Origin of the sequence: Weissella cibaria (genome assembly GCF_004521965.1) — a bacterium.
Classification (GTDB): domain Bacteria; phylum Bacillota; class Bacilli; order Lactobacillales; family Lactobacillaceae; genus Weissella; species Weissella cibaria_A.
In genome coordinates, this window is the sequence record NZ_SDGK01000092.1 from 69,988 (window position 1) to 76,745 (window position 6,758).

8 protein-coding genes, 1 tRNA gene and 1 pseudogene are annotated in these 6,758 nt (G+C 43.4%); all 10 read right to left on the reverse strand.

Annotated elements, in window-relative coordinates; all coding sequences use genetic code 11:
* Positions 1-71: 71 nt before the first annotated feature.
* Positions 72-887, reverse strand: a complete 816-nt coding sequence (locus EST42_RS10145) for a carbohydrate ABC transporter permease (protein WP_134645304.1) — start codon at positions 885-887, stop codon at positions 72-74.
* A gap of 9 nt (positions 888-896) precedes the next feature.
* Positions 897-1,790, reverse strand: a complete 894-nt coding sequence (locus tag EST42_RS10150; protein ID WP_209019494.1) for a carbohydrate ABC transporter permease — start codon at positions 1,788-1,790, stop codon at positions 897-899.
* Positions 1,790-2,812 (reverse strand): ABC transporter ATP-binding protein, encoded by a 1,023-nt coding sequence (locus tag EST42_RS10155; RefSeq protein ID WP_134645306.1) that lies wholly within the window; start codon positions 2,810-2,812, stop codon positions 1,790-1,792. Before EST42_RS10155 ends, EST42_RS10150 begins: the two co-directional genes overlap by 1 nt.
* A gap of 386 nt (positions 2,813-3,198) precedes the next feature.
* Positions 3,199-4,059 (reverse strand): alpha/beta hydrolase, encoded by an 861-nt coding sequence (locus EST42_RS10160; protein ID WP_134645307.1) that lies wholly within the window; start codon positions 4,057-4,059, stop codon positions 3,199-3,201.
* Positions 4,060-4,131: 72 nt separating this feature from the next.
* Complete coding sequence (locus EST42_RS10165) at positions 4,132-4,311, reverse strand: hypothetical protein (protein WP_134645308.1); 180 nt, start codon at positions 4,309-4,311, stop codon at positions 4,132-4,134.
* A 74-nt stretch (positions 4,312-4,385) separates the two neighbouring features.
* Positions 4,386-4,601, reverse strand: a complete 216-nt coding sequence (locus tag EST42_RS10170; protein ID WP_167711252.1) for a hypothetical protein — start codon at positions 4,599-4,601, stop codon at positions 4,386-4,388.
* Between the two features lie 146 nt (positions 4,602-4,747).
* Positions 4,748-5,236: a hypothetical protein gene (locus tag EST42_RS11655; RefSeq protein ID WP_425335791.1), complete on the reverse strand. Its 489-nt coding sequence runs from the start codon at positions 5,234-5,236 to the stop codon at positions 4,748-4,750.
* Positions 5,222-5,982: pseudogene (locus EST42_RS11660) on the reverse strand (FAD-dependent oxidoreductase); the annotation flags it as partial. The gene EST42_RS11655 and the pseudogene EST42_RS11660, both read right to left, overlap by 15 nt.
* Positions 5,945-6,214 (reverse strand): alpha/beta hydrolase, encoded by a 270-nt coding sequence (locus tag EST42_RS11665; protein WP_425335790.1) that lies wholly within the window; start codon positions 6,212-6,214, stop codon positions 5,945-5,947. The pseudogene EST42_RS11660 and the gene EST42_RS11665, both read right to left, overlap by 38 nt.
* A gap of 353 nt (positions 6,215-6,567) precedes the next feature.
* A tRNA-Leu gene (locus tag EST42_RS10185) sits at positions 6,568-6,651 on the reverse strand.
* Positions 6,652-6,758 lie beyond the last annotated feature (107 nt).

Genomic DNA, 6,758 nt, shown 5'->3' on the forward strand with positions numbered 1-6,758 from the left:
GAACAGTTTAGTGCCGACAACTTTGTCATCACCACTAAACCATTCACAAACATACTGTGAACGGTCACTAATTAACCTTTGATACCAGTATTCGAAATACCTGCTACGACATACTTATTGAGCAATAAATACATGACGACCATTGGTAAAATAACGAACGTTGACGCCGCCATTAGCTCTGGATATTGCACGCCCGAATCGCTTGAAAATGCCTGCAACCCAACCGGAAGCGTTCGCATATTCTCCGTATTCGTGACGATTAACGGCCACATAAAGGAATTCCAGCTCCCAATAATTTGCAAAAGGCCAATTGCTGTAATCGTTGATTTCGCATTTGGCACCAAAACGCGCCATAAAAATTGCCAATCACTCGCGCCATCCAATCGGGCGGCATAATACAATTGATCCGGCACACTCGTAAAACTCTGCCGTAGCGTGAACACCGCGAAAAAGGATGCTAACCACGGTATAATCAGAGCGCCATAAGTGTTCACCAAATGTACTTCTGATAGCGTTACGAAATTAGGAATGATTAACATTTCGCCCGGCACCATCATTGTCGCTAACAAAATCGTAAATAACACTTTTTTGCCAGAAAAATTCAGTTTTGCAAATGCAAACGCCGCTAGGATTGACGTTACCAATTGACCCAGTGTTGTGGCCAGCGAAACAACCACCGAATTAATCAAGTACGTGGCAAATGGCGCCGCTTGCCATGCGCGCACCCAGTTACCCCACTGAAAGTGCTTCGGCAACCATGTTGGTGGCGTTTGTAATGCTTCAAAGCCTGTTTTAAACGCCGTCGAAACCATCCAAAAAAATGGTAGTAGCATTGTCAAAGCCCCCAAAATCAACAGGATATAGACTAATATTTTCTTTGATTGCATGACACCCTCCTAATAATGGACGTGTTTCTTGCTCCACCAAAATTGGAACAGGGTGACAACTAAAATCATCAGGAAGAGCACCACCCCTGAGGCCGCGGCCAATCCATACTTATTCTGTTCATAAAACATTTGATAGAGGTAATAAACGACAGTTAATGTGCTGTGCCCTGGTCCTGGTTGTCCACCAAACAAGGCAAAAATTTCATCAAACACCTTAAACGATCCAATAACCGCATTCACCGTCACCAAGAACGTCATTGGTGAAATCATCGGTAGCGTGACATGCCAGAAACGTTGCCAACTATTGGCACCATCAAGCATTGCCGCATCATACAAACGTCGATCAACATTATTCAAGGCCACCAAGAATAGTAAGATATTAAATCCTAAGCCCTTCCAAATTGCTAGAATAATTAATGCCGGCATTGCATAATGTGGATCATTTAACCAATCGATTGGGTGCACACCAACAAAGCCCAACAGATAATTCAACAACCCCGCATCCTTATTATAAATCCACCGCCAAACCATTGAAATCGCAACAACACTGGTGACAAACGGCATGAAATACAACGTTCGAAACAAACCAGCCAATCGATTTATTTGATTGAGTAAACTTGCAATCGCTAACGACAAAATAATTTCAACAGGCACTACTCCTACCACAAAAGCAATCGTATTCCAAACCGCTAAGTGAAAATTATCATCCTGCCATAACGTTTTAAAATTATCAAACCCAATTGCGTTAACTTTGTTCGTAAAAAAGTTGTAGTCCGTGTAAAAACTCATCGCTAGACTCTTGATAATTGGATACAAGTTGAACACCCCAACAATGATAAGCATAGGCAATAAATAACCTAACGCTTTCAAATTATCACGCCAAGTCGGTTTCGTATTATTCATCATGCCCGTTTACCATCCCAATCAATTAGCAAACGTTCACCCGCTGCATTAAAGGCATGCACTCCAGTCCTATCCAAAGACACCTGATCAACAGCTTCGACAATTTCCGTGGTAACTAACCGATAATCGCCCAGTCGTAATGTTGCCTGCCGGTCCCGGCCAAACGCTTGAATTCGTTCCGCGGTTACTGATAACACTGGCGCATCCATCACCGAACTCTTAATCGCTTCCGGCCGAATACCAACAGTCACTGCTGTTGCTGGCAACACCATACGCTCACGCAAGGCAGTTGCCGGTATTTCATTAATCACCGGTTCTCCAATAAAGCGAGCCACAAATTGATTCTGCGGATTCTGGTACAACGATTGTGGCGAATCAAATTGCTGAATAACACCATCATTCAAGACCATGATTTTATCAGCCACGTGCATCGCTTCGCTTTGGTCGTGCGTGACAAAAATCGTCGTAACCCCCGTCGCTTGTTGAATACGCCGAATTTCTTCGCGCATTTCAACACGTAAACGGGCATCTAAATTAGATAACGGTTCATCCAACATCAACACACTAGGATTTTTAGCCAATGCACGGGCAATGGCGACACGTTGTTGTTGACCGCCAGACAAAGCAGCCGGTTTCTTATTTAGTTGGTCATCCACTCGTACTAATTTTGCCAAAGCGTGAGCACGTTCATTACGAACGTCTTTCGCCACTTTCGCCATCTTCATCGGGAAAACAATATTTTCCAACACGGTCATGTGCGGGTATAACGCATAATTTTGAAAAACCATCCCCACGCCACGTTGCAGAGCATCTTTTTCAGTAACCTCATCATCCCCGAAAAATATTTTTCCTGTTGTTGCTCGCAGTAGACCCGATACCAAATTCAAAGTAGTTGATTTTCCGCCACCACTCGGCCCCAACAAAGCAATCAATTCGCCATCCGGCAATTCAAAATCCATATCATGTAGCACTTCAACGCCGTTGTTGTATGTCAGCGTTACATGTTCAAACCTCACATTCACGATTGTTCCCCCATATCTCAACAAAAAATCTTAATAATGGCTCCGGTGCATCCTGCCAAAAGCCGAAAAGTAACTCTCCGTTAGTATTTATGTCGATATCATACCTTTACGTTATCATTTACGTCAATATCCTAATTAACGTTAAACGTTTTAACAAAAACAAATCTTTTAATTGTTAATCAGCTTTGGCAAAATCGTCCTATCCCTGCCACATTTATTAGACTAGTCGTCCAACATTTAGGCTTGATTGTGATTACTTTTTAATTCGGTATGCATTTCGTAAATTGTTACTTTACAAAGTTCATTTGTCCACCACACAAAAAACCGCCTAGAAAAATTTTCTAAGCGGTTTTTCTATCTATAGACGACACGTTTTACTAGTTGCGCTAACGTTTCTGCTTACCCCACAAGAAATTAATCATTTCCCGGTCAACAACTTGGTTATTCTCGTGTAATTTACTATGTTGTGCACTTGGCCCAACAATTTCTTTCTCGCGATACGTTTTTGGCCTGTTTCCTAACAGATAACGCAGCGACTTCGCTGACGTTGTCGTGACTCGCCCATCTGAGTGGCTGCCATTATGTAAATCACCATACATATTCAAAACTGCCACTTGTTGATCAGGATAATTATCCCGATGGGCCAATAACCATTCATAATACGATACCATTTTCGTTGGCTTGCCTTGTGCATCCAACGTATTATCGGCAACCTCTTTATCCAAACCGAGAATGCCATCAAAATGCCCCGCAATGTTTACTTGTTTGCGCAGTTGCGGTAATGATTTATCCTGACCATACGTCATTTCATACGTCAGCAACCCCAAATTTCCCATCGAATGGGCGACCGCATTAAACGACTTAATCCCATAGCGCTGTTGCAAGGCCACAATGACGTGTTTGATCCATTTCGCATCCGTGTGAAAATCTGCATTACGATTGTCCGAAAAAACAACTTGAACCATTGGATTGTACTTATTCTTATCCCAATGGCCCGACAATTTCACTTGACCATCCTTCGTAACACGCGCCGTTAACATTTTCTTTGCCGCACCTGCTTTTTCCGCTGCACGGACCAACTCTTTCGTCGAATTCAAAGTGCCACCATACCCGTGAATGAAGAGTGTTGGCACATTAGAATAGGTATACTTTGCTGTATCACGCTTCAATTTCAGCGACTGATGTAGCCCAAATGCAACGCCAACTATCGCCACTAACGCAATGATTGTACTCATCCATTTTTTCATTTGGCATCCCCCTTAGCATCAGTTTACTACTTAACCCATAAACTGCGAGGAACTGCATCCAAAATGACCATTTTAGACGTTAGTATTGTTGTGCTTTGCCAAAATATTCTGTGCATTATCCGCTGTATTTTGTGCATCTTGTTCAGTCGCTCGTAATTGATTACGTAAATCGTCAACTTCTGATGATAGCAAACTAATTTGCGCGTGTGATGTATTTTGCAAATCATTATATTGATTCGTGACGTTCGTCATTTAGTTCTGCAAATTATCCAATTGCCCATTTAAACTACCAACCTGCGTACTTAAACAATCAACTTCTTGTTGTTTCAATTCAACTTGACGGTTACCATCCGCACTTTTTGTTGAATTTCTTTTATCTTTTCATCCAATTGGCCAAGCACCTGAGTAACCGTATTCATATTAGTTGCACCATTCCAACCGGAAACCGCAGCCGAAGCCGACACCCCAACTACCAATACCCCCAACACCCACTTTGACTTACACACAGCCATAATCTTTTCTAACCACCCTACTTCATTCATTCCATTTTTTAACCGACATTTATGCGCCTCGTTAATCATAATTATGTATAATAATTCGCTTAATAACATATACTTAACTGCTCGTTCAAAAATAGTTATTCTCAAATTAAAAAACCCGGTTCTCACCGAGCTATCTATGTAGATTATTAGGCTAAGAAATTCATCAACAACATTGGTAACATCGCTGACGGCGTGGGGAAGGCATAAATCGTCTTATTCAAGTCCGCCTTCGTGTACTTATGGTTGATAATTGGCACCAACGTATTCACAATTTCCGGCGCCACATCCCCAATCAATGTGGCCCCGACCAACTGTTTTTGCTGATTCAATACAATCTTCACTTTGGCTTCCGTGTCATGATGGCTAGCAAACATCCCCAATTGCGCAAAGTTAATATCATAGACATTATACTCATCCGCGTCAGCCGCTTCAGCAGTTGATACCCCAATTTGCGCCATCCGTGGCAACGTAAACGTCACTGATGGTACTGCTGGATATGCAATTGATGCGGTTGTATGACCTAACAAAATGTCCGCAATATACAATGACTCAAATGTGGTCGTTGGCGTCAATCTTGGTATTGTCTTCGCAACAACATCACCACTGGCGTAAATATGCGCCACCGTGGTTTGCATGTGATCATTCACAATGACACCGCCACGATTGGTCTCAACACCAATTGATGCTAAATTTATATCGTGGGTATTGGGTACGCGGCCAGTTGTATCAAAGACCATGTCCGCTTGGAATGTACTGCCTTTTGACGTTTTCACGCTGAAAATATCACCGTCTTGTGAAATCTGTTCAACTGCATTATAAAAGCAAACTTGATGCCTTTAGCCGTCATCAACTCAACTACTCGGTTGGTGTAGTCTGCATCAAATTTAGCCAATGCCCGGTCAGCATATTCAACAATCGTAACATCGCTACCGGCAGCTTGCGCAATTGACGCAAACTCCATTCCGATAAAGCCAGCTCTAATCATAATCATTGACTTAGGTATTTCTGGCAAATCTAAGAAATCCCTGCTGTCATGCGTTAATTCAGTACCCGTAACCGGCAACTTGGCTGGGCGTTGCCCCTTTGCCAACACAAAATCATCAGCCGTGTACATGTCGTCATTAACCGTAATCGTGTGGGCCCCAACAAATGATGCGTGCCCAAAAATAACATCAATACCATCGACTGCCAAAATTTTCGCCATTGCTTCATCCATTGGATCGATAACTTGGTGCTTGTAGGCCATCAATTCAGGCCAAACAAGGTTCACCGCATCGTTCATACCAATACCGTGGTAATTGTGTAAGTGATGTAACAATTCCGCCGGTCCATCGAGCAAAATTTTAGCATTGCAGCCAAAATTGGTACGTGTACCTGACACTTTTTCCTGCTCGATTAACGCAACGCGCTTCCCTGCACGGGCCAATTCTTGCGCACCATGCCAAGCTATAATCAAGCGCAAAAACTCGTAGCGCCCCAGCATCCGCCATTTGCCGCAGAATTGGCGTCACATTCGCAACGCTTTCGCCAACAAAAGCGCCCCCATGAATGAAAACAACAGTCGGTAAAACTCGGTCATCATATCGTTGTTGAACAAATTCAGTCACTGACACCCCGACAATTTTATGGGCCGTACCGTCAATTCATTGACCGCTTCATGCTGAGCAGCAGGCCAACCCGCCACCGCGCGAATTTCATCCAGTGTTGGTTGATGATCAAAACATAGTCCCGTCGCGCTGATTTCGGTTTTACCCCCCCGGTCATCTAGACAGCCAGAGGTCGTTGTACCGGGTCGAAACCTCTTATTAATTTCTCTGTTGTCATTGATAATTACCTCCTCGCCAACAGTTTAATCGCTTTCGGATACGATAACAGGTACTTTATGACATTGTTTAATCTAGCAAACAAAAAGAAAAGACGTTCGATTTCTCGAACGTCTTACTTGTAACCCAATGGTCTCTACTTATGCCGTCGGTGGGGGTCGAACCCACACTCCCTTGCGGGAACTGGATTTTGAGTCCAGCGCGTCTGCCTATTCCGCCACAACGGCATGATTAGTATTAGATAAAAGCCTAAGCTTGAAGGAAACCCGAAGATTCCGATGCCGTCGGTGGGGGTCGAACCCACACTCCCTTGCGGGAACTGGATTTTGAGTCC